Raw genomic sequence first — 18826 nt, forward strand, 5'->3', positions numbered from 1 at the left:
ATTAACAGAGAAAAGGATAACACCATGAAAAACTGCACTTCAGAAGAAATAAACAACCTCGAAAACAGCCAAATTGAAATAGCTAACAACTGTAAAAACGCATTAGCTAAACTAAAAACAAACACATGGAAACAACGCCTAGCCAAAATAGCTCATAACTGGCGTACAAGAAGTAGATTGAGCCGCCTAGACGACGCACAACTCAAAGACATCGGCCTAACCGCCGCAGACGTGGATCATGAAGTGAATAAGTCTCTGTGGAAGTGATTATTGGAGAATGTGTGATAAACAAGGGCACTTTGGGGAGTGTCCTTGTTACGCTTAATGTTGTTTGTAAAAAAAACTAATCACTCGATATGACTAGCTTCTAGCAGCGGCTGATTTGATATTCCCACTCTTAGTCATTTATTAGATGTTAGTTCCTGATCTTCTTGAAGGCTCCGCTTGATGCAGATATCGCGTAAATGTGTCTTTTGGGCGCTCTAAACTATTTACAGCCAACGTTCTAGATGCCATACCTCGATGATTACTACCATGAGTTAGTAAATGGATCAGTATTTCTTCGACTGACAACTGACCTGTATCGCCATCGACAAACTTAAATGAAACAATCCTTTTTAGTTCTTGCTCAGATGCTGATTCAGCATAATGAACTAACCAAGAGTCATTTTGGTTCATAGTTTCGCGTAGCTCCAATAACGCTGGAGTCTCCATCGTATTATCGCCACTATAATTTTCAGGCTCTCCTAAAATTCGGCTGATAAAGAGACTATCAACAACCGTTGTATGATTTAAGATTCTGATAAAAAATGTACCGTCACTTTCTGGAAGTTTTGAAAACTGCTGCTCTCCTAGGTCAAGCAACTCATTATTTGCCCACTTTTTGTATTGAAACGCCTTAGCAAACTGCATTTTTTCTCCATTTATATTATTTGAAATCTGCCAAAATTGACCAGCACCTAACTATTAAGGGTTATACGGTGGAGTCGCCTAGGTTGCCTAGAGAATATGCGAATAAGTCCCTGTCATGAGACAATCATGCTTTAAGCCTTCGAGTCTCGAACAATGCCTGATTACGGTCGTGTCTCCCTCATGCAGACCTACGGGTGAGTTGGTACAAAAGGTATTTTGGTGGTTGATGTCGAGCAAAGTGAACGCCAAGAGCGAGACTAATTGTTTTTATACACTGAAGATCTATGTGCGACTTTAATCACATTTATGATCAATACATCGTCCCTTATCTCATAGATGATCCGATATAAACCTTGCCTTACACGATAGTTATCTAAACCCGATAGCTTGATGCAACCTTCTGCTCTTGGATTGTCTGCAAGACTTTCGATCTTTTGAAGTATTTTGGGTACGTCTTTTTTAGGAATATTCTTAAAATCTTTGCCTACTGACTTCTTAAAAGAAATTTTATATTGTGCCATTAGCTTTCAGCTCATTTAGAAAGACTTCATAAGTCACTTCTGGCTCATTTACTCGTTCTGATATGGCAGCAAGGTCTTCTTGATCTTCTCTCATAAGCAAACGGACTGCTTCATCAATTAGCTCAGAAATAGAAACATCGGATGATGCCGCCCGCATTTTTAGCGCTTGATGGATAGCGGGTTCAAAGTAGACAGTTGAACGTTTTGATAAATTACTCATGTTGCACCTCGACGATTATTTTGGAGTTCTAACATTGTAGCGCCATAGCGTTAAAACATCAAAACTCAACAACGTCTGATTACGGTTGTACCCTTTTTAAAACGGTAGGCAAAACACTATTCTGCTGACAAATTCTGATTCAATCCCAATTCCTTTTGTTTTTTCTTCGTCAAACCCAGCGACACAATGCGATAGGATTCTTGAAAATAATACGTTAACTCTTCATCCAAATCCGCCGAGCCATCAAACTGCTGTATCCACTTCATACCGCGTGACGCGAGATAAGGCGCTGGTCGATAACCCTCTTTATTTCTTAAAAAATCGTAGTTCAGCTCCGATGTTTTAAACGTAAACGCAGGCACCTTGTCTTTGCTCCAGCCGCCTACAGCAAACACTTTACCGCCCACCTTCCAGACTTGAGCACCTCCCCACTGAACAACTGACGTCGTCGCAGGCAAAGCGCCACAGAACTGATTAAATTCATCGTAGGTCATTAGCGTATCCACCTAAGTCATTTGAAGTTAGCGCGAAGCTCTAAATTTAACTATCAACATTGTGTGATCTATTTATCACGCGCTTTGTCTAACACGGCTCTCAGTTTACGTAAAAAAGGTAACGCTGCCTGAGCATCCTCATAAGCCAAATTGAGGGATAATACTGGCCATATCTGGGGCGATATCTTGTATCGCTCGATTACGCACAACTTGACCAGAGTCTGTTAAACGCACCAACTTACCTCGCCCATCATCAGGGTTAGATTCCATTCGGATTAAGCCTCGTTTCTCAAGGTCGGCCAAAGTATGCAACATACTGGTTTTCGGAACTTGAAAAGCACGGGCCAAGTCCATTGGTTTTTTTTGCAACAGATGCAGCATATCCCAAACGACCTAGCATTTGAATGGTTTCTCCCTCGTCGTAACGGCAACGGTTTTGCTCATATCATAAGGCTCTTTGGTCGAACGACGCCCAAGGATATAAGCAAATAATGGGGCTGCCATTTTTTGTCTGCGACAAAACGTACTCGCGCAATAGGCAAACTCCCCAACACCTCTGGAGACTCACCTTTAGGAAACAAATCGCCTTGGCTCAGAATATTGATCCACCTGATTCCATGGCATCAAAGCATCATGAGGAGTACGAGTCAGAGAAAATACCGTACCGCCAATACCTGCTGCCGCGACAACAACCCTAGCAATCGGGTATCACAACCCTAACCACACACTTCAGTCTGTTTTACCGTCTCAAACCGTCACAAATATAACCTCGTATTCACTCAACATTCATGGCACTATTTTTATAATCAACACCCATAACGTAAGGATTTATATGGGTAATTACCTATTAAATGGCAAAAAACTGATTTTGGTAGAAGATGACGTTGAACTGGCCTCTCTGGTTCAAGAGTTTTTACATAAAAATGGTTATCTTGTCGAAGTAGTCACAAACGGTATTGAAGCGACTCGTCAGATTATAGAGCAGCAGCCTGATTTGGTTATTTTAGACATCATGCTACCTGGCCTATCAGGCATGGATGTCTGCCGAATAGTAAGACCCGCTTATAGTGGCCTCATTCTAATGCTAACTTCGCTTGATGAAGACATGGATCAAATGCTGGGGTTAGAGCTTGGTGCCGATGACTATGTGATTAAACCAGTGAAACCACGCCTGTTACTTTCTCGCATCAAAGCGCTATTAAGGCGGGGAGAATCTAGCCATGCCTCATTTCCTTCACTGCCGTCTGTTAATAACCAGACAATCAGCACCTTGAGCACCTTGAGCACATTAGAAATTGCCCCTCATAAGAGGAGTGTTTCTATCAATCAACAGGATATTTCACTGACCACTGCAGAGTATGATCTTTTAAATCTATTAATTAATAACGCTGGAAAGATTGTTACGCGAGAAACCATTTTGCAAAGTCTTAGAGGATTTGAATACGACGGAATAGACCGATCAATTGATCGTCGAATATCTCGCCTTAGAAAAAAGCTCAATGACGACCCTATTAATCCAAAAATCATTAAAACCATTCGAAGTAAAGGCTATCTACTCTGCGCTTCCATTGAGAAAACACTAGAAAACGAGTCAGTTAAAACATGATTAAGCTATTTATAAGAATCTGGATCCTTGTCTTCCTGCCATTATTTTATTTAATTTACATCACCGCCTACAACCCTATCCATGCCGTTAACGATGCGGCCCGATTCGAGAGAATTACAGCGAGTTTTAAAGGCACGCTTTTCCTTATTGAGGAGCGTTTAAAAGACATCCCTCAATCCGAATGGCAGCAGGAATTTCCTACCATTGCAGACCAATTTAGCTACGAATTAACCTTAATATCGGCCCAGGACAAGATTGATTATTATGGGGACTTGGATCAACTTCCAGCGAAAGAGTTCGTTGTTTACAGCGACCATAATGGTGCGGATGCCATTATAAAGCGTGTTTTTGACAGCCCTTTTTTTATTCACATGATGCTAGGAGAAACGCAAGAACGAAGAATGAGCAACCTCAGCAAAGGAACCATTCAGTTAATAATACAAAATCTACAACATACACCTCAATCGCAATGGCAGGCTAAGTTAAAGCAACTACAACCCGAATTTGGCTTCGACTTAACCCTTGTCGCACGACAATCATTAGATATTAACGTCATCAAGCTCGCGCAATTCGATCGTACTGGCATGACTTGGCTTATTAATGAAGATAATGAAACAGAAATTTATCAAGCGACTGAAAACAAAAACCTTGTTCTTAAAATTGGTCCAATTCCCGTACCCGGTGCAACACTCATGGTGTTTCTGACGATGATTGTGGTATTTGTCACCGTGGTCTCTTTGGGCATTTTAATCTTTGTTTTTCCACTCTGGCGAGACTTAACCAAATTGTCCAACACAGCGTCGCTATTCGGTTCAGGCTATCTCGACCAACGTGCCGCCATTGGCCGATTTTCGTCTATCTCTAGACTTGCTAAAGCCTTTAATGCAATGGCAGAACGCATAGAAAAAATGGTTAGAAGCCAACGGGAACTTACTAATGCCATAGCCCACGATTTACGCACCCCGCTGTCTAGGCTCAGCTTTGCCTTTGAAATGCTGGACTCTATCGAAGCGTCTGATGACGAAAAAGAACGCTATAAAAAAAGCATCGCATCTGGCATCACAACATTAGATTACTTAATTAATCAGATACTAATGTTGTCCCGCTACAGTCGCGCAACAGACATTACTCACTTTGGACATTGTGTCCTTGCTCAACAAATACGCAATGAAATTAGCCTACTGCAAACCGAACACAGCAAGATTGTATTTGAGTTAGGCATTTCACCCGAGCTACAAGATAAAAGTCTTTTTATTGACCAAAGAGCGATGCTGCGAGCCTTAAACAATTTGGTTTCAAATGCACTAATTTATACTGATCACACTATTCGCATTAATTTTGTCCAATTTAATCATGAATACTGCTTATCAGTTGAAGACGATGGTGAAGGTATCGCAGAAGAAGACAGAGACAAGGTGTTTATTCCTTTTAAACAACTAGATAATGAGCATAGGGAAGCGTCCAAAGGCCATGGATTAGGACTGGCCATTGTCCAGCAAATTGCGGAATGGCACTCTGGCTACGCATTAGTAAATACGTCCAAGCTAGGTGGTGCCCACTTTGAAATACGCTGGCCAGTAAAATAACCCAAGAACACATAAACAGAGAGGGAAGGCACTGACGTTTTCCTCTCGAATCACTCCAGCCTTATGCACTTAGTTTCTTCACACCACCCATTCATAAAAAATAGACTGTCACACTTCGTCCAAAAAGTGCCACATACTTTTTCCATGCGCCTCCTCATAATCACAATGGTTCAACTCATGTAAGCAAACTTTCACTTTCATTCAAGGAAAAGACCATGACAGTAATATCAAAAGAAAACCGCTATTTGAGCTTAAAACTCGCTACATTATTCATTTCTTCTGTGGTGCTCAGCCAGCAAGCCTTTGCGTATGAACCCAGCCATTCCGGCGGAATAAGCATAGGAACCATGGGACTAGGAATAAGTGCGAGTAATACAACCCAACTACACCTTATTCGAGGTGATAGCATTCAGTGGCGAGCGGCTGTCAGTGGTTTTGATGCCGATGACGAATTCAGTGTAAGCATTGCAGGTACTGACTATGATGCTACCGATTACTCAAGGTACTCCATTCAAGGTGGTATTGATTGGTATCCGATACAGTCATCTGGATGGGGGAATGATGTCTTTCTTTCCGGTGGTTTAATCTACCAGAACTATTCAGCGAACTACTCTGCAAACAACAAAAAAGCCTATACCGTTGGCTCGACAACAGTAAACCCTGGGGATTTAGACTCATTTACAGCAGACGTAAAACGCTCCGAAATCGTTCCTTACGTTAGCTTAGGTTGGGGAAACAAAATTGAGAAAACACCAGGCTTCGACTTTAGCGCTGAAGTAGGTGTCATTTTTTCCTCTGATGATCCAAAGGTAAAACTGAAAGCTCAAGGTTCTAATAACAACGTAACGGCATCCGACCTAACAAAAGAAAAACAAAACATCCAAGACGATCTTGGTGGCGCCTCTGCTTTTGCAAACATAACCGTCGCCTATCACTTCTAAATTTGGTCAGTTATTAAGGCAGGCAATACTATATTTTGGCAATGTCTGCCTTATTTTTCTAAATGAGCTGTTCGTCATTTTTCCCATACTCTCTGCTGAATAATCACATTGGATAAAGGCTTAAAAAATGGTTAATGCCCATATTTATCCAACCCCCTGACTATCGATTTCTAAGTAATTCTCGCCATTTCAAAACAATCCCCTACAACAAAATTGATTGAATTCATCATAGGTCATATTTTAGTGCTCTTATCTGCTTTCATGACCTTAGCTCTCGTGGAACTTCTGCAACCACTCTTTTGGTGATAAACCCGTTTTCTTACGAAAGACTCTAGCCAGTACAGAACCGTGTTCATAGCCGACTTTGTTTGCCACTAGGTTGACTGGTTTGTCTTGTATTAACAGTTGCTGCGCCATAGAAATGCGTAAATCGGTTAAAAAATCGTTGGGCGTTTGCCCTACTGTTTCACGAAAAAGTTCCGCAAACTTAGACCGAGACATGGCCGCATTTTCTGCCATTAACTCTAATGTCCACGCGTCTTCTGGTGCTTCTTGCAATTTGACTAATGTCGGCGCTAAAGCAGGATGACTTAAACCCGCCAACATGCCTTGTATCACCAAACCTTCTTCTGACAGTTTGCGTAGCATTTGAATTAATAAGATATCGCACATTTTGCCAACGATGCTTTTTTGTCCAAGCCCCGTCACACCGATTTCACGGAACATCCAAGCAACCGTATTCGCCATCGGCCCGTCTTCTAAATTTAGATAAACCAATTTCGGCAAGCTAGATACCAATTGTTTTTGCTCTAACGCCGTAAAGTTAATCGCGGCACAAATTAATTCTGCGCCATCCGTTTCATCGGCAATGACTTGATGTGTTGTCGCAAACGGCAACAGAATAACTGCAGGTTGGTCAAACAGCATTTTATGACCAGAATCACTCAAGACAGTTAGCTTGCCAGAACGAAGGTAATGTAAATGGCCGCCCTTTTCTACTTCTAATGAGCCCAGTGTTTTTCCACCACAAAAACTCCCACTAAAAATAACCTCAGACTGAATCGAAAAGTTATCAATAATATTTTGTAATTTGTTCACGAACACCTACTTAATTTGCCGATTTGGACGATTGGTTTCATTTTATGGATATTTCGGTGCCTTTCATGATCAAGAAATAAATAGACTAATCCCATTCACTTAAGAGACTTAGTTAGTAAGCACGACAAGCCATAAGTTCAACGGCTTTTCGCTAACGCCTCTTAACGTGTAGGTTTTAACAATTTATTGAAAACAACGAAAGGTAAAATTATGAACACTTCTAACTTGATCAGAAACACAGTTGCAGCAACGGTTTTTTTTGCTAGCGCAGCAAGCTTTGCCGCAGACATCGATGCAAACGCAGACGCAAATGATTTGGCGATTAAAGGCTACGACACCGTTGCTTACTTCACCATGAGCAAACCAGTATTGGGCAGCGCAGAATTCACCTCAAACTATAAAAACTCGACGTACCGTTTTGTTTCAGCAAAGCACCGCGACCTATTCAATTCAGATAAAACAAAATACGCACCTCAGTACGGAGGCTTCTGTGCAATGGGCGTCGCGATGAACTTGAAGTTTGATACGGACCCAACAGCATGGAAAATTGCCGATGGTAAATTGTATTTAAACCTAAACAAAGACGTACAAAAAGCCTGGTTAAGGGACGTACCTGGCAACCTAATCACGTCAGAAAAAAACTGGCCTGAACTAAAAGGTTTAACACCTGAAGAAGCTAAAGCGAAAAACGGCTAATCCGCATTAATGATTGATCATTTTGATGAAATTAGTGTCTCTCCCCCTGAGGCACTGGTTTTTTTGCTTTTTATACTCTGGTGAAAAAGAGAAAACCACCTGAGGTCCAGTGATCTAAAATGCAAACAAAAGAAGCCGTTAGTTGATATGTTGTTCCATTGGATAAAAAATATGTGCAAGGGGAGCATGGTTATTTATTGCTGGTAGTGCTCAACTAATTATTAAACCGTTAATTAAATTAACGAGTTTAATTCATGTGGGTAACGTAGTGTTTACTAATAAAAGCGGGAGTGATTGTCTCGTTAAGAGGTAAAAAACGTTAAATTTAATAGCAACCCACAGTCGTGAAAAACTATTTTTAGTCCTGCTAGACTAACTTATTATATGCATTTTAACGCCATGTGTAACAGCGGGAAAGGGTTACCTTGACCATCTAAAGGTGATCGATCCAGCACTTTAAAACCTAAATGTTTATAAAAGCCAATAGCCTCTGGATTTTGTTCATTCACATCAACTTTATTGGCAGATTGATGCTCAATTGCATTTTTTAACAGAAGAGAACCAACGCCATTATTACGAAAATCGGGTGATATAAACAACATTTCTACATTGCCCTCTGCGACACCAATGAAACCAATAATATTGCCGTTATCACTTTTAGCAACCCTTAGATCAACAGCCTCAAAGTAATGTTCTAATATGAGAGGTTTTAACGTTTTTATATTTTCTTCTGGTAAAAAATCATGCGTAGCTCGAACAGATTTATCCCAAATTTCAATTAAATCTAAATAATCAGATTTTGATGCATTATTGATTTCCATGTCAAACCTCATGAAAAAAAATACCCAATTAAGGGTGAAAATATTGTTAATAATTTAAAAATAAAGAGTTAAAAAAACTATTTATTCATGTTCAAACGACTTTTTATATACTAAGGATTATCGTAATAACCACCAGCTCGGTGTCTAAAAAATACATTACAGTTATCAAGCTAAGTTTTTAATGATTCTTTGCTTAAAGCGTAAATATCAGAAAGCTGGAAAGTCATCAATAAAAACAAGATGATTGATAAATATTTCATGCAATCCTGTAGGCGTAACACCGCATTCAGCGGCTTATCTGCTGTAGTTTTTTGTTAGATTGATCTTCCAAAAAACTATTCACTACTTGAGGATACTCACGCATAAATTTTATAAAGTCTCTTTCCGCATTTTGAGTTACTGGCATTTTTCCTTGAATAGCTTGAATGAAATTCGCTTGCTGGTGATTAATAGGTTTTATTGTCTCATTAACTAACATAACAATGTATTTTCCTGCATAGCGGATCAAATGCTGGCTAAGAGGACTATAATCATCTGTTAGTTTCACATCGAAACCACCATTATTAAGTAATTTCATGTGTAATTCTGGAAAAATATTTTTTACGCCTGCCATATTTTCCAGCAGATGATGAATCATTTCTTTATTTTCTAAGATACCAACATGACTGCTGTTAAAACCGAACTGGTTATAAGATTGTCTTTGTGCTTCTGGATTCAATTGGCTTAAGAGTGGTACAACGCCATCGCTGTTTTCACCCAGTTTTAACACACTGGAATTATTATAGGCATAAAATAGTTGGTGATTGACAAACTCAGGCAATGGTTTTCTATAAAGTTCTTTTATAAATTGACTAGTTGGATTTAAGTCTTTCCATGATGGTAATACGATTAAGCCATGCTTCTCACCTAAAGCCGCAGAAGGGTGACCTCCGAATGGAGTTGCTATACTAACAAATAATTTAACTTTATTTTCTGTCGCCCTTCCTTGGTATTTGTTAAATGCTTCTCGAGCGATAAGCCCGCCCATACTATGAGCGACTACAATCATAGGCATATCCATCATAGGAACGACGGCCCCCGAAAGAAAAATATTGTAAAAAAGATCTGCTAACTGATCTAGATCACCACCAGAGGGGTAATAGAAAAACCAAGCCTTATAACGATCTTTATCCATGCTTTCAAGAATCGTTTTAAATTCTTTCGAACTACCACCAATCCCATGTATAAAAATAACGGGGATTTTATGCGCTACGTCTTCTTTCAGGGCATAAAACATGGTTGGCGCATATTCTAAAAAAGAAGCAGGGTCGTACATACCCATAGTCGAAATATTCACATTAAATATTGGGTCATCTAGGCTACGAATAGTTCCAGTTGGATAATATAGGGACTGCTCTATTTCCATACTGTCAGGTACCAAAATAGTTTCAGCCCAAGTTAACCTTGAGCTTGCTGTTATTTCGATATTCACATCCTTAACAATTTTTTCTGGAAAACGAGTCGTATTTAAAAAAAGCTCCCTCTTGCCTACTATTTCAGATTGTTGAAACTCCCTATCTTTATTTATGTCTGCGTACATCAGTAAAGTATAATTTCCTTCAGGAAGGTTTAAACCATAATGCGTCCCTGTTCCTTTAAAGAACATTGTGTCAACTCGTTCATACTTTTTGAATCGACTGGAATAGGCGGCGATAGCCATAGATACATTTGAGTAGTCATTTGATTGAGAAATTGACTTACCCATAATGAAAAAAGTTTCTTGGTCTAGCATGTGTTTTAAGTTAACTTGGCTGGGGTCAGCATTTTGAAGTTTTTTATATTCCGTCTGGATAGCAGAATATTTCATATAAGAACATGACGTCAGCATAAAAGATAAAAAAACAATTATAATATTAATTCTTTTAATCAAACCATATACTCCGAATCATTCAATGCTTCCCTAAGCAACCACATTACAACACTAAATTTATGAAACCAAGGCGTAAAAGACCAATATCATTAATAATGATATCGGTCTTAAATTTGATTTTTATACAATAACGCTCACTTTCTATTCTAAACGTCTAATAATCCAACGCCATCTGTGCCATCTTCATTGTATTTTCAAACGACGCACAGCCAGCGATAAACAAGCCGTTATGACAGAACATGGCGTCATCTAATCCAGTAACATCTTGTAATTCTTTATCAGACAACCCAGCCCACGGCTGTGGTAGTTTTTTACGGTCTTCAAATGAGCCTAATTCGACTGGCACGGTTTGTATACGCCATTGCCCTGTTTGCGACGGATATACCATAAACAATGCGTCTTGCGATAATTTAAGCACGGTGGTTTTCCATGGCGTGTATTGTTCTAACACAATCACTCTTGGATCAATGGCTTTTTCTATGGCGCTTGCTACGATTGTTTTTGCGCTAACACCACCACTTGCTGACGCAATGAATCGAGTTAATATGCGTGATGCAAATGCAACGGCTTCATCAAAACACGCATCAAAATCGCCTTCTTCTTGCCATGTAGGATTAAACATTGAGATGGTTTGACTAAGGCTAATGCCTGTTGCTACACCTTCTACATGTCCACAATCTATTGCGTCGATGGTCGATACTAAATTTTTATCTAGTGAGTTGGCTACCTCTTGATTGCCTGCGCATATTTCGAGACCGTATTTTTGCCAAATTAACCCAAATGATGAAAACGGAATACCGTTTTCTCGTGCGCCTGCGCCACCTTTCTGATGATGATCAAATCGGCCTTTTTCTGGGTCGTATATTCCACCTACGTCTAACACTATGTCGGCTTTGGCCATTACGTCTAAATCACGTGTGCGTATTAATTCTACAGATGGAAAAATGGTTTTAAGTGCCGCGACACTAAATACGTCGTCTGCGTGAAAGTTTCCGTTGTGCGTTGCGATTATTTGAGTTTGTTGGGACATTCTATAGTCTCTTTTATTGGTATTGCACTTAACAGCACACACGTATTAAGGGGCGCGATACTACTGAGCTTTAAGGGTGAGTAAAACCGTCATTTTACAGTATCAATGACGAACTTGAACCCTTCAGGTAAAACTAAATACGTCCCTCACTAACCAGAACGTTCTGTTTTTGATGAAGAACTCACGTGATGCAAACCCTGTTTTCATCAACCCAATAAGAGATGATCATTATTCCCAGAAAATCACGCACTCTTCCTATTACGAATTCTCATTTTCTCACTTCCATTTATGTTTTAACGGCAACCCTCACGAATTATCAATCTTTACGATCCAATAACGGGCTTACAGGTTATTAATAATGAAGCGTATAAAAAATACCACGAGAACATGATATCTATACTTCATTGCTTTGGTGGGAGCGTTGATTGTAAGTGGCGTCTTTCAACCTATTTCAGTCATTACCATTTATTTAGTTGACTCGCCGTAAGCCGCAAATTTATCGCGGGAAAAAAACAGAATTTGGGTTATCCAATACAAGATGGTGAGCAGTATGAGCAGTGTCGGTACCGCTACGATGAATAACAGTTGCTCTTCCTGCATGTTCTTAACATTAGCCCCCATCATTTTCACGATTTTGTCGGTGAATGCTAATGCCGTCCATATCAGTGAAAAGCCAATGCGCCAGACATGTCGAATAATGCGTTGAGTACCTGAAAGACCTAAACAGTAAAGGTTGCGGATATCCCCCAGAGCACACAGAATCGCTAAACCACCCCAAATCAAATAGGCAAAAGGCGTCTCAACCTCTTGCCAACCCATACTGATAAAAAATGCAGTAATGGCGAAACCGACAATCCATATCAAAGCAGTTACTTCCAGGAAGCCAGTTTCATACTTTTTATGATGCACCGTTAACCAGGCGGTAAATACGGTATACAGGACGATTGCACCCAACATCATGTCACCGATGGAGTTTTTGAGGTAAGCGGCTACAATACCCGAAATCAGCATGACCATCATGAATACAGTAAAATAGGAGCCTGCTTTTCTATGTAATGCGCTGCCTTTCTTGGCGAACATGGCAACAACAGCGCTCACCAAAACGAGCGTTCCCGCGGGGGCATGTATTGCCCAAATAATGATGTCTTTCATGGGTAAAGCCTCGGTTAAACACTTGCTAAAAACGGAATGATTAAAGTTGATTAACGGCCATTCAATTTTTTGACCGCCAAATACCCGTATTGCGAATTGCTGTGTTCTTTAGCAAGGTACTCATAAAGGGTGTTAGCTGTCTCGATCTCCCCCATCTCCTCGTAGGTCATTGCTTTTAAGTAAGTCAATTCCGCTTTCGTTTCAGCCGACATTGTCTCTGCATTCTCTGCCTGTGAAATTAATTCCAATGTGCGATCGTATTGCTGACGATCATAGTGTTTATATGCTTCAGAAATGGAGGCTGTTTGAATCAAACTCGAACATGCGCCGAGCAACAGTGTTGCTACTAGCAGTGCGATAGTAGGTAGTTTCATATCTATCAATCCCGTTAACGTAATTTAATCTCGACAACTCTACCAATACATTAATGAAATCAATACAATGAAATATTGACCTCAGGTATACATATTTGTATGGATTGGAAATCAATAACATTCGACTGGAACCGTGCTCGGGCTTTTTTGGTAACGGCAGAGGAAGGCTCTTTGGCTGCAGCCGCTCGATCAATGGGAATGACACAGCCTACCTTAGGACGACAGGTCGCGGCGCTAGAAAGCGAAATTGGATTTGATCTATTTACCAGGCGAGGTCGAGGCTTGGAACTAACGCCTAATGGCGTCAAATTACTAGAACATGTGCGGCTGATGGGTCATGCCGCCAACCAGTTTTCTTTATCCGCTTCGGGTAAATCAGATACCATCGAGGGTGACGTAAGCATCACCGCTTCCGAGCTTTTTTCTACATTCATGCTGCCACCCATGATCAAGGCTTTACGAGAATTAGAACCTGGCATTGAGATCAAAATATATTCAACTAACGAAGAACGTGATCTTAATCGAAGAGAGGCTGATATTGCTATCCGGAGTGTTCGTCCAACACAGCCAGAATTGATTGCAAAAAAGCTGTGCAGTGTTCGAGGTCATCTCTACGCCGCCAAAAGCTATCTGCAGCAACTAAATAATCCTCCATCAATCGATGAGTTAAACAAGGCTAATTTTATTGACACTGAGAGCTCTGGCCGTCTTATGGCGTTGCTTAATTCTCAGGGCCTTTCTCTAAGTAAACAAAATTTTCCAGTGCTTTCAAACAGTCATATTGTTCAGTGGGAATTGGTTAAACGAGGTGTGGCAATTTGTGCCACTATAGAAGCAATAGGAGATAACGAGCCGCTTGTTGAACGTGTCGTCATCTCCGATCTCCCCTTGATTACCATAGACTTATGGTTAGTTACTCACAATGAATTGCGTACCAATCGGCGAATCAGACGCATTTTTGATTTTTTGGTATCGGAATTAGCTGATTATTAGCACCAACTAAAAACGCCCACCGTGCTTATATGTTATAGCCACTTGGCTCTTATAAGGTTCAAATATGTACGATCCAATACAAGACGGAATCGGAAAAAATATACTTTCGGTAAGTTAAAAAGAAGAAAATCCTCCAAAAAAATTTTCTACCATGTCAGTAAAGTAGGTGGAAAAGTGATTAATTCTAAAATGTCGATTGGAGAATTTGGCTGGTCAGTGTATGTATGGATACGGAAGGTAATATGTTTGGGCTCAGCTCAATGAAATAACACTCAAACTCATTGGTAAAATACTCATAATTCATCTTAAGACGAATTATGAGTATCCTGATATAGATTTTAATAAAGATATAACGAGCACCTTCTTTGCCTTGCTAATTTATGCCGCCATCCTTGCTCAACACAATACTGTAGACCTTCAATATGGTATCGCTCTTTAAATTTAAACCTTAGTTTGAGCATCATAAATGCGGTTAACTCTCAAAAACACAAATTACAACAGTTTATAAAGCTTTGAAAAGCCTAGCATTTTATTTTGTGTCACCATTATTTAACTCATGTGTGATAAGGCCTGAATAACTTGGATAGTCAGTATAACCGCGCTCATCACCACCAAATAATGTTGACTGATCAGTAATTTCATTCAAAGAAAGTTCATATTTAAAGCGATCAGGTAAATCAGGATTAGCTAAGAATTTTCTTCCATAAGCGATAAAGTCGACCAAACCTGAATCAATTAGTTCTGTGCCTGTTTTTGCAGTGTAGTTACCCGCAACAACGATGCTGCCATTGAAGTTTTCACGTAATTCGTGTCTAAACTTATCGCTTACTACTGGTGCATCATCCCAATCTGCCTCAGATAGATGTATATAAGCTATCCCCATATCATTAAATTTTTTACTCGCAAGTAAAATAGCATCAATTGCTTCAGCATCGTCCATACCACGTTGTGTAATAAAAGGCGCTAGCCGAATACCTACCTTATTTGCACCAATTTCGTCACTTACCGCTCCGATAACATCAAAAACAAACCGTAATCTATTAGTGATTGAGCCACCGTACTCGTCCGTACGCTTATTTGAGCTACGACGTAAAAACTGATCAATTAAATAACCATTTCCACCATGAATCTCAATGCCATCAAACCCAGCTTCGATGGCATTTTTTGCAGCACGACGATAATCAAGGACAATGTTATTAATGTCTTCTATTGATAAAGCACGTGGCACGGGACAATCGACCATTCGCCCAATACCATCTTCGCCAACAACCCATACTTGTGCGTCTGGCGCAATTGCAGAGGGCGCTACAGGTAGACCATCAACATGAAATGAGGCATGTGACATTCGCCCAACATGCCATAATTGAGAAACAATATGACCGCCAGCCTTGTGAACGGCTTGAGTCACCTTTTTCCAGCCAACGACTTGTTCGGCTGTGAACATACCGGGAGTAAATGAATATCCTTTTCCTTGAGGTGATATTTGTGTGGCTTCTGTAATAATGAAACCTGCGCTAGCACGTTGTGCGTAATATTCAGCCATTAATTCCGTTGGAATATCACCTGGTTGAGCAGTGCGTGAGCGTGTCATTGGCGCCAGTACAATACGATTATTCGCTTCAAATGTGCCTAATTTCTTTGTGTTAAATAACATTGAGTTTTTCATAATCTCTGTATTCCTAAAATTCAAGGCTCTCGTTAACGTTATGTTCATTTTTTGCTGTGTGTATTGTCTATACACATGAAAAGAAAGGCTTTTTTCCACCTGTAAACTAATGTTTTTTATCTAAAAACATTCATTACGGTGAGGCTACGGTAAACACCAAAAACTAATGAATGCTCACTTTTGTCGCTTTTTTTTCATTCTACGCTTCAACAAAATAATAGGTCTTGCTCATGGTAAGAACAATTGGCACAATTACTAAAACACTATTCCGAAAAACGGAATAATAAGAAACGAAATAGGATAATATGGACAAACTCGGTGATATCGACCTTTTTGTAAGAGTCATAAAAAATCAAGGCCTAGCAGCTGCCGGTAGAGAAGTTGGGCTTTCGCCCGCACGAGTGACCGCGCGAATAAACGGATTAGAAGAAAGATATGGCGTTCGGCTTTTAAATAGAACAACACGACAGATTTCTCTTACTAATGAAGGTAGTCAGTTTTATACTTCTTGCGAACGTATTTTAGCGGAAGTAGAACAAGCTGAAACATCATTACAAACGGGTCAAACAAGTTTTAGCGGTACACTACGAATCACAGCGCCATCCGATCTAGGACAACAACACATCGCTCCTGTGTTATCAAAATTTGTCGACAAACATCCAAACATCACACCTTATCTCTATCTTTCTGATAGTGTTACAGACATAGTTAGTGATGGATTTGATTTAGGTATCCGATTTGGAACTCTAGAAGATAGTACGTTAATAGCACGTAAATTGACGAGCAATCGCCGAGTATTATGTGCTTCCCCCGAATACCTTAAACGTAAAGGCACACCTAACACCCCCGAAGCACTAGCGCAGCATGATTGCTTAACAATGGTACGTATGACTGAACCGCTGACTACTTGGCATTTCCAAAGCACTGATGACAAAAGGTCTATTTCAATCAAAGCGGCTAGATCTTCCAATGATGGCGCTTTGATTAGACGCTGGGCTATTGAAGGAGCTGGTATTGCATTAAAGTCATACTGGGACATCGCAGAGGACCTAAAAGCTAAACGCTTAGTCACAATTATGGATAACTACAAACATGACTTTAGTCGTACAGGAACGTCTATCGGTGCAGATCTACATGCTATTTATCCGAATAAAAAATTCATTTCCCAGCGTACGATCGCATTTATTAATGCTTTGAAGGAACACTTTATTTCAGAAACCATACCTACATAAACGGCGTGAAATAACACCATTACATTCAAAATGAGTTTTAGTGTAATGAAAAATAATAATTATAAATTAACCTCAAGCCTGTGATATTAATGGTTTCTATGCTGCTTTATCATTTACCATCAATAAAAATGATAAAAAATATACCTGTTGACTTTAAAAACCATAACACACATTAATTCTTAATCAGTCATAGCCTATGAATCCAATACATTTAAAATCGATTATAAAATTCTTCAAGAGCCTAAGCATTGAAGATGATATTATTACTGAAGCATCAAAAGAATTCAAATTAATAAAAATAAAACCTAACACTGTATTATTAAATCAAGGGGATCAGCATAAATATGGTTATTTCATATCATCTGGAATATTAAGATCCTCTTATCATTCAGACATAGGGGGTGAATACTCTAAAGAGTATTATTTTAAAAATGAAATGGCTTTTTTGTACTCTTCTTGGCTAAACAAATCACCAGCCACATATCAAATTAGTGCTTTAAACCATTCAGAATTAATTAGAGTGCCATTACATTTACTGGACTTAAAAGAATGGTTACCTGCAAAAATAGCATTACTTCAACAGCAGTTACTTTATAAAGAAGATAAAGAAATTTTTTTACTTTTAAAAACACCAGAAGAACGATATTTGCACTTACTTGAACATTCCCCTGAATGGACATCTAGCCTTAACAACATTCAATTGGCTACTTACATCGGCATTAATCCTATTAGTTTATCTAGGATTAAAAATCGGATTAAAATGCGTTAGAAAATTCGATATAGCTACTAATATTTTAAAACATTAACTTAAGTTAATGTTTTAAAAATATTTATCCTTACAATAATTTTCATTATTTTTTCAAATACGGAAAATGAAAATGTCAGCCTTTCTTATCTCACAGATTTTAATTGCTATTGCAATATTGTTTGACTTAATCTCGTTTCAATTTAAAGAACGAAAAAAAATAGTTGGGTGCTTATGCATCGCTGGAACCCTAATTTCTGTTCATTTTATTTTACTCCAGCAGTACACTTCATCAGGGCTAATGGCACTGGCTGTCATTCGTTATTTTTTAAGTATGTTCACAACATCTAAATCAGTAATGTCAATTTTTATTATTTTTTCTTTATTCTTCACTGCTTTTACATACACTGGGTTAGCTAGTCTAATCAGTTGTATAGGAGCAGTAATGCAAACAATAGCTGCATTTTGCCAGCACGATAAAAAATTACGAAAGTTAATGATTATTGGCACCAGCTTTTGGCTATTAAACAATTATCTCGTTGGCTCTCCCGCTGCTGTAGCCATGGAAATATTATTTATTGCTAGTAACTTAATCGGTTACTATCGATTTCATATAAAGCCTGATTTAAAATCACACTAAAAAATATGCATAAATAATTCCTAGATCGCAACAATAAGTGACACACGCTTATTTAATAATACTTCAATTGGAGTGAGATAGTTTAGCGATTTTCTAGGTCTAAAATTGATTAACATTTGCGTGTCCGCAACGTCCTGTTCGGTGAGCTGAACTATGGCGACCTCTTCAGAAAGCGTCATTTTCGCCAACT

The 18826-nt window shown here is 39.3% G+C and carries 21 protein-coding genes and 1 pseudogene; 9 read left to right on the top strand and 13 right to left on the bottom strand.

Going from position 1 to position 18826, the window contains the following annotated elements:
• Nucleotides 1-24: 24 nt before the first annotated feature.
• The gene (locus M3I01_RS11890) at nt 25-267 is read left to right on the top strand and encodes a DUF1127 domain-containing protein (RefSeq protein ID WP_255896068.1); all 243 of its coding nucleotides are present in this window, start codon (nt 25-27) and stop codon (nt 265-267) included.
• 141 nt (nt 268-408) lie between these two features.
• On the opposite strand, the gene M3I01_RS11895 is transcribed toward M3I01_RS11890, so the two are convergent.
• The 5 genes from M3I01_RS11895 to M3I01_RS11910 all read right to left on the bottom strand — a co-directional run bounded on the left by M3I01_RS11895 (nt 409) and on the right by M3I01_RS11910 (nt 2528).
• Nucleotides 409-912 carry a DinB family protein gene (locus tag M3I01_RS11895; protein ID WP_255896069.1) on the bottom strand — a complete coding sequence of 168 codons (504 nt, stop codon included), beginning with the start codon at nt 910-912 and terminating at the stop codon, nt 409-411.
• A 257-nt stretch (nt 913-1169) separates the two neighbouring features.
• Nucleotides 1170-1433, bottom strand: a complete 264-nt coding sequence (locus M3I01_RS18585; protein WP_394358976.1) for a type II toxin-antitoxin system RelE family toxin — start codon at nt 1431-1433, stop codon at nt 1170-1172.
• Complete coding sequence (locus tag M3I01_RS11900) at nt 1420-1653, bottom strand: ribbon-helix-helix domain-containing protein (RefSeq protein ID WP_255896070.1); 234 nt, start codon at nt 1651-1653, stop codon at nt 1420-1422. Before M3I01_RS11900 ends, M3I01_RS18585 begins: the two co-directional genes overlap by 14 nt.
• 116 nt (nt 1654-1769) lie before the next feature.
• Nucleotides 1770-2147, bottom strand: a complete 378-nt coding sequence (locus tag M3I01_RS11905; RefSeq protein WP_112139555.1) for an MmcQ/YjbR family DNA-binding protein — start codon at nt 2145-2147, stop codon at nt 1770-1772.
• Between the two features lie 138 nt (nt 2148-2285).
• Complete coding sequence (locus M3I01_RS11910) at nt 2286-2528, bottom strand: MarR family winged helix-turn-helix transcriptional regulator (protein WP_255896071.1); 243 nt, start codon at nt 2526-2528, stop codon at nt 2286-2288.
• A gap of 451 nt (nt 2529-2979) precedes the next feature.
• On the opposite strand from M3I01_RS11910, the gene M3I01_RS11915 reads away from it, so the two are divergent.
• The 3 genes from M3I01_RS11915 (at nt 2980) to M3I01_RS11925 (ending at nt 6280) form a co-directional block, all read left to right on the top strand.
• The gene (locus M3I01_RS11915) at nt 2980-3753 is read left to right on the top strand and encodes a winged helix-turn-helix domain-containing protein (RefSeq protein WP_255896072.1); all 774 of its coding nucleotides are present in this window, start codon (nt 2980-2982) and stop codon (nt 3751-3753) included.
• Nucleotides 3750-5339, top strand: coding sequence for an ATP-binding protein (locus M3I01_RS11920; RefSeq protein WP_255896073.1), 1590 nt, complete (start codon nt 3750-3752; stop codon nt 5337-5339). Before M3I01_RS11915 ends, M3I01_RS11920 begins: the two co-directional genes overlap by 4 nt.
• Nucleotides 5340-5554: 215 nt before the next feature.
• Complete coding sequence (locus M3I01_RS11925) at nt 5555-6280, top strand: hypothetical protein (RefSeq protein WP_255896074.1); 726 nt, start codon at nt 5555-5557, stop codon at nt 6278-6280.
• A gap of 267 nt (nt 6281-6547) precedes the next feature.
• On the opposite strand, the gene M3I01_RS11930 is transcribed toward M3I01_RS11925, so the two are convergent.
• Entirely contained in the window at nt 6548-7378 is an 831-nt protein-coding gene (locus M3I01_RS11930) for a helix-turn-helix domain-containing protein (RefSeq protein ID WP_255896075.1), read from the bottom strand.
• A 210-nt stretch (nt 7379-7588) separates the two neighbouring features.
• Between M3I01_RS11930 and M3I01_RS11935 the strand changes: the two genes are divergently transcribed.
• Nucleotides 7589-8074 carry a YHS domain-containing (seleno)protein gene (locus M3I01_RS11935; protein WP_255896076.1) on the top strand — a complete coding sequence of 162 codons (486 nt, stop codon included), beginning with the start codon at nt 7589-7591 and terminating at the stop codon, nt 8072-8074.
• Nucleotides 8075-8454: 380 nt separating this feature from the next.
• Here M3I01_RS11935 and M3I01_RS11940 read toward each other — a convergent pair whose 3' ends face one another.
• From M3I01_RS11940 to M3I01_RS11960, 5 genes are all read right to left on the bottom strand, one after another.
• Nucleotides 8455-8895, bottom strand: coding sequence for an acetyltransferase (locus M3I01_RS11940; protein WP_255896077.1), 441 nt, complete (start codon nt 8893-8895; stop codon nt 8455-8457).
• Nucleotides 8896-9181: 286 nt separating this feature from the next.
• A complete protein-coding gene (locus tag M3I01_RS11945; RefSeq protein WP_255896078.1) occupies nt 9182-10804 on the bottom strand; it encodes an alpha/beta hydrolase in 1623 nt (540 codons plus the stop codon).
• Between the two features lie 154 nt (nt 10805-10958).
• The gene (locus tag M3I01_RS11950) at nt 10959-11834 is read right to left on the bottom strand and encodes an MYG1 family protein (protein WP_255896079.1); all 876 of its coding nucleotides are present in this window, start codon (nt 11832-11834) and stop codon (nt 10959-10961) included.
• 465 nt (nt 11835-12299) lie between these two features.
• The gene (locus M3I01_RS11955) at nt 12300-12986 is read right to left on the bottom strand and encodes a hypothetical protein (RefSeq protein ID WP_255896080.1); all 687 of its coding nucleotides are present in this window, start codon (nt 12984-12986) and stop codon (nt 12300-12302) included.
• Between the two features lie 50 nt (nt 12987-13036).
• Nucleotides 13037-13360: a hypothetical protein gene (locus tag M3I01_RS11960; protein ID WP_255896081.1), complete on the bottom strand. Its 324-nt coding sequence runs from the start codon at nt 13358-13360 to the stop codon at nt 13037-13039.
• A 99-nt stretch (nt 13361-13459) separates the two neighbouring features.
• Between M3I01_RS11960 and M3I01_RS11965 the strand changes: the two genes are divergently transcribed.
• Nucleotides 13460-14353 (top strand): LysR family transcriptional regulator, encoded by an 894-nt coding sequence (locus tag M3I01_RS11965; RefSeq protein ID WP_255896082.1) that lies wholly within the window; start codon nt 13460-13462, stop codon nt 14351-14353.
• 529 nt (nt 14354-14882) lie between these two features.
• On the opposite strand, the gene M3I01_RS11970 is transcribed toward M3I01_RS11965, so the two are convergent.
• Entirely contained in the window at nt 14883-16019 is a 1137-nt protein-coding gene (locus M3I01_RS11970) for an alkene reductase (protein ID WP_255896083.1), read from the bottom strand.
• Between the two features lie 305 nt (nt 16020-16324).
• Between M3I01_RS11970 and M3I01_RS11975 the strand changes: the two genes are divergently transcribed.
• The 3 genes from M3I01_RS11975 (at nt 16325) to M3I01_RS11985 (ending at nt 18636) form a co-directional block, all read left to right on the top strand.
• Nucleotides 16325-17251 (top strand): LysR family transcriptional regulator, encoded by a 927-nt coding sequence (locus M3I01_RS11975; protein ID WP_255896084.1) that lies wholly within the window; start codon nt 16325-16327, stop codon nt 17249-17251.
• Nucleotides 17252-17447: 196 nt separating this feature from the next.
• Nucleotides 17448-18020 carry a Crp/Fnr family transcriptional regulator gene (locus tag M3I01_RS11980; RefSeq protein WP_255896085.1) on the top strand — a complete coding sequence of 191 codons (573 nt, stop codon included), beginning with the start codon at nt 17448-17450 and terminating at the stop codon, nt 18018-18020.
• A gap of 109 nt (nt 18021-18129) precedes the next feature.
• Entirely contained in the window at nt 18130-18636 is a 507-nt protein-coding gene (locus M3I01_RS11985) for a YgjV family protein (protein WP_255896086.1), read from the top strand.
• Between the two features lie 20 nt (nt 18637-18656).
• On the opposite strand, the pseudogene M3I01_RS18605 reads toward M3I01_RS11985, so the two are convergent.
• Nucleotides 18657-18794, bottom strand: a pseudogene (locus tag M3I01_RS18605) (IS30 family transposase); the annotation flags it as partial.
• Nucleotides 18795-18826 lie beyond the last annotated feature (32 nt).

Origin of the sequence: Marinomonas maritima (assembly GCF_024435075.2) — a bacterium.
Lineage (GTDB): Bacteria > Pseudomonadota > Gammaproteobacteria > Pseudomonadales > Marinomonadaceae > Marinomonas > Marinomonas maritima.

Excerpts from the sequence above, each read along its gene's own strand:
- M3I01_RS11935 (WP_255896076.1), top strand. The coding sequence starts at position 7,589 with ATGAACACTTCTAACTTGATCAGAAACACAGTTGCAGCAACGGTTTTT.
- M3I01_RS11905 (WP_112139555.1), bottom strand. The coding sequence starts at position 2,147 with ATGACCTACGATGAATTTAATCAGTTCTGTGGCGCTTTGCCTGCGACG.
- M3I01_RS11940 (WP_255896077.1), bottom strand. The coding sequence starts at position 8,895 with ATGGAAATCAATAATGCATCAAAATCTGATTATTTAGATTTAATTGAA.
- M3I01_RS11960 (WP_255896081.1), bottom strand. The coding sequence starts at position 13,360 with ATGAAACTACCTACTATCGCACTGCTAGTAGCAACACTGTTGCTCGGC.
- M3I01_RS11980 (WP_255896085.1), top strand. The coding sequence starts at position 17,448 with ATGAATCCAATACATTTAAAATCGATTATAAAATTCTTCAAGAGCCTA.
- M3I01_RS11900 (WP_255896070.1), bottom strand. The coding sequence starts at position 1,653 with ATGAGTAATTTATCAAAACGTTCAACTGTCTACTTTGAACCCGCTATC.
- M3I01_RS11985 (WP_255896086.1), top strand. The coding sequence starts at position 18,130 with ATGTCAGCCTTTCTTATCTCACAGATTTTAATTGCTATTGCAATATTG.
- M3I01_RS11975 (WP_255896084.1), top strand. The coding sequence starts at position 16,325 with ATGGACAAACTCGGTGATATCGACCTTTTTGTAAGAGTCATAAAAAAT.
- M3I01_RS11910 (WP_255896071.1), bottom strand. The coding sequence starts at position 2,528 with ATGCTGCATCTGTTGCAAAAAAAACCAATGGACTTGGCCCGTGCTTTT.
- M3I01_RS11925 (WP_255896074.1), top strand. The coding sequence starts at position 5,555 with ATGACAGTAATATCAAAAGAAAACCGCTATTTGAGCTTAAAACTCGCT.
- M3I01_RS18585 (WP_394358976.1), bottom strand. The coding sequence starts at position 1,433 with ATGGCACAATATAAAATTTCTTTTAAGAAGTCAGTAGGCAAAGATTTT.
- M3I01_RS11890 (WP_255896068.1), top strand. The coding sequence starts at position 25 with ATGAAAAACTGCACTTCAGAAGAAATAAACAACCTCGAAAACAGCCAA.
- M3I01_RS11955 (WP_255896080.1), bottom strand. The coding sequence starts at position 12,986 with ATGAAAGACATCATTATTTGGGCAATACATGCCCCCGCGGGAACGCTC.
- M3I01_RS11965 (WP_255896082.1), top strand. The coding sequence starts at position 13,460 with ATGGATTGGAAATCAATAACATTCGACTGGAACCGTGCTCGGGCTTTT.
- M3I01_RS11895 (WP_255896069.1), bottom strand. The coding sequence starts at position 912 with ATGCAGTTTGCTAAGGCGTTTCAATACAAAAAGTGGGCAAATAATGAG.
- M3I01_RS11915 (WP_255896072.1), top strand. The coding sequence starts at position 2,980 with ATGGGTAATTACCTATTAAATGGCAAAAAACTGATTTTGGTAGAAGAT.
- M3I01_RS11950 (WP_255896079.1), bottom strand. The coding sequence starts at position 11,834 with ATGTCCCAACAAACTCAAATAATCGCAACGCACAACGGAAACTTTCAC.
- M3I01_RS11920 (WP_255896073.1), top strand. The coding sequence starts at position 3,750 with ATGATTAAGCTATTTATAAGAATCTGGATCCTTGTCTTCCTGCCATTA.
- M3I01_RS11970 (WP_255896083.1), bottom strand. The coding sequence starts at position 16,019 with ATGAAAAACTCAATGTTATTTAACACAAAGAAATTAGGCACATTTGAA.